The sequence below is a fragment of the Lawsonibacter sp. genome (assembly GCF_022777125.1).
Classification (GTDB): Bacteria; Bacillota; Clostridia; order Oscillospirales; family Oscillospiraceae; genus Lawsonibacter_A; species Lawsonibacter_A hominis.
Window position 1 is genome coordinate 1 of record NZ_JALFGV010000158.1, and the last position, 2,809, is coordinate 2,809.

The 2,809-nt window shown below is 63.8% G+C and carries 3 protein-coding genes; 2 read left to right on the forward strand and 1 reads right to left on the reverse strand.

Translation table 11 applies throughout. From position 1 onward, the window contains the following. Positions 1-43: 43 nt before the first annotated feature. Positions 44-691 (reverse strand): endonuclease III, encoded by a 648-nt coding sequence (gene nth, locus MR825_RS12995; RefSeq protein ID WP_287881101.1) that lies wholly within the window; start codon positions 689-691, stop codon positions 44-46. Between the two features lie 145 nt (positions 692-836). Between nth and glyA the strand changes: the two genes are divergently transcribed. Both glyA and MR825_RS13005 read left to right on the forward strand, forming a co-directional pair. Then, complete coding sequence (gene glyA / locus MR825_RS13000; protein ID WP_287881102.1) at positions 837-2,078, forward strand: serine hydroxymethyltransferase; 1,242 nt, start codon at positions 837-839, stop codon at positions 2,076-2,078. A gap of 60 nt (positions 2,079-2,138) precedes the next feature. After that, positions 2,139-2,705 (forward strand): GNAT family N-acetyltransferase, encoded by a 567-nt coding sequence (locus MR825_RS13005; RefSeq protein WP_186907157.1) that lies wholly within the window; start codon positions 2,139-2,141, stop codon positions 2,703-2,705. Positions 2,706-2,809 lie beyond the last annotated feature (104 nt).

Consider the following 2,809-nt stretch of genomic DNA (forward strand, 5'->3'; position numbering starts at 1 on the left):
ATTTTGCGCCGGGCCGCCTCTGCTCTTGGATGTCTGGGACGGGCTATGGCGCCTCGGACTGCGTAAAGAAGTCGCACCAGGGCCGAAGGGTGCAGTTCGGACAGTCCGGTCTGCGGGCCATGCACACCGCCCGGCCGTGAAGCACCAGCCGGTGGCAGAAGTCGTTGGATTCCTCCGGCGGCAGGATGGCGCGCAGCTGTGTTTCCACCTTGGAGGGGTCCTTGGTGCCGTCGGTGAGGCCTAAGCGGCCGGAGATGCGGATACAGTGGGTGTCCGCCACCACCACGCCGGGGGCCTTGTGGATATCTCCCAGGACCAGATTGGCGGTCTTGCGCCCCACGCCGGGCAGCCTGAGCAGTTCTTCCATGGTAGCGGGTACCCGGCCGCCGTACTGCTCCACCAGCATCCGGGCGGCGGCCACGATATCCCGCGCCTTGGCCCGGAAAAAGCCGGTGGAGTGGATGTACGCCTCCACCTCGGACACGTCGGCGCCGGCCAGGTCTTCCAAGGTAGGGTAGCGGGCGAAGAGGGCGGGCGTGACCTGGTTCACCCGCTCGTCGGTACACTGGGCGGCCAGACGGGTGGAGAAGAGCAGCTCGTAGTCCTTGCGGTAGTCCAGAGAGCACAGAGCGTCGGGGTAAGCCGCCTTCAAAGCTTCCACGATGCGTAGCACATCCGCTTGTTTTTTCATTCGGATCACCTCATTGGACAATATAGCACAGAATCCGCAAAAAAACGAGAGAGTTTTTCGAATGGTGACAATTGTATTTCAGAGGCGTATTTTGTATAATATACTAAGCTAACGCGTAACATTTGGAAAGGTGGCGACAGGGGAATTGGTCAACGATATCATGGACTTCATCGCATCCCGCGATCCGGAGGTGGGCGCGGCCATCCGGGCCGAGTATGACCGCCAGCGGCGCAATATCGAGCTGATCGCGTCGGAGAACTTTGTCAGCGAGGCGGTGCTGGCCGCAGCGGGCACGGTGCTCACCAACAAGTATGCCGAGGGCTACCCCGGCAAGCGGTACTACGGCGGCTGCCAGTGCGTGGACGTGGTGGAAGACCTGGCCCGCGACCGGGCCTGCAGGCTGTTCGGGGCCGACCATGCCAACGTGCAGCCCCACTGCGGCGCCAATGCCAACTACGCCGTCTATCAGGCCCTGTGCGAGCACGGGGACACCGTGCTGGGCATGGATCTGGCCAACGGCGGGCATCTGACCCACGGCTCCCCCGTGAACTTTTCCGGAAAGAACTACCACATCGTGGCCTACGGCGTCAACGATCAGGGCTATATCGACTATGACCAGGTGCGGGACCTGGCGAAGAAGCATAAGCCGAAAATGATCCTGGCCGGCGCCTCCGCCTATCCCCGCGTCATCGACTTTAAGACCTTTGCCGAGATCGCCCATGAAGTGGGCGCCTACCTGTTTGTGGATATGGCCCACATCGCCGGCCTGGTCGCCGCAGGGCTGCACCCCTCTCCCGTGCCCTATGCCGACGTGGTCTCCACCACCACCCACAAGACGCTCCGCGGTCCCCGGGGCGGCATGATCCTGTGCAAGGAAGCGCTGGCCAAGAAGATCGATTCCGCCATCTTCCCCGGCAGCCAGGGCGGTCCGCTGGAGCACATCATCGCCGCCAAGGCCGTGGCGCTGGGCGAGGCGATGAAGCCGGAGTTCAAGCGCTATCAGGAGCAGATCGTGAAGAACGCCGCCGCCCTGGCCCAGGCCCTGATGCAGGAGGGCTTCGATCTGGTCTCCGGCGGGACCGACAACCACCTGATGCTGGTGGATCTGCGTCCGGCCCATCTGACCGGCAAGGAGATGGAGAAGCGTCTGGACGAGGTGAACATCACCGTCAACAAAAACGCCATTCCCAACGACCCGGAGAAGCCCTTTGTCACCAGCGGCATCCGGGTGGGCACGCCTGCCGCCACCACCCGCGGCTTCCGGGAGGAAGACATGAAGGTGATCGCCCGGCTCATGTGGCAGACCGCCACCGCGTTTGAGACCCAGGCCGGCGAGATCCGCGCCCAGGTGGCCCAGCTCACCGGGAAATATCCCCTTTACAACTGACCGGCTGAGCCGCCCCGCCGTCTGCGGCGGGGCGGCTTTCTTGGTTTTGGAGAGACGAACATGGAAATTCGCTTTGCCGGGGCGGCGGATGCCCAGGACCTGCTGGGACTTTACGGGCAGTATATCGATACCCCCATCACATTTGAATGCGCCCTGCCCTCCCGGGCGGAGTTTGCCCGGCGGATCGAGGGCATTGGCCGGGCATACCCCTATCTGCTCTGCCGGGAAGGGGAGCGGACCGTAGGCTACGCCTACGCCCACCGGCAGATGGAGCGGGAGGCCTACCAGTGGAACGCGGAGCTTTCGGTCTATCTGGACCGGGCGTTTACGTCCCGGGGACTGGGCGGGCGGCTCTACCGCGTTCTGATGGAACTGCTGCGGCTTCAGGGCGTGCGGACGGCCTACGGCTGCGTGACCCTGCCCAATGAAAAAAGCGAGGGCCTCCACCGGGCTCTGGGGTTCCGGCAGCTGGGCGTTTACCGGAATACCGGCTATAAATGCGGCGCCTGGCACGACGTGGCCTGGTTCGAGAAAGCCCTCGGGCCCTACGGCGGCGCCCCGGAGCCGGTCCGGCCCTTTCCCGCTGTGCCGGAGGAGGCGGTACGGGCGGTGCTGGCGGCCTTTTGAGGGCAGCGCCGCGGGCGGGCTTATCTCTTTTCCCTTAATTGTGCATTTAGAGTACCCTTGGTCAAAATAGCAGGGGCAGCCTCAAAAATGAGGCTGCCCCTGCA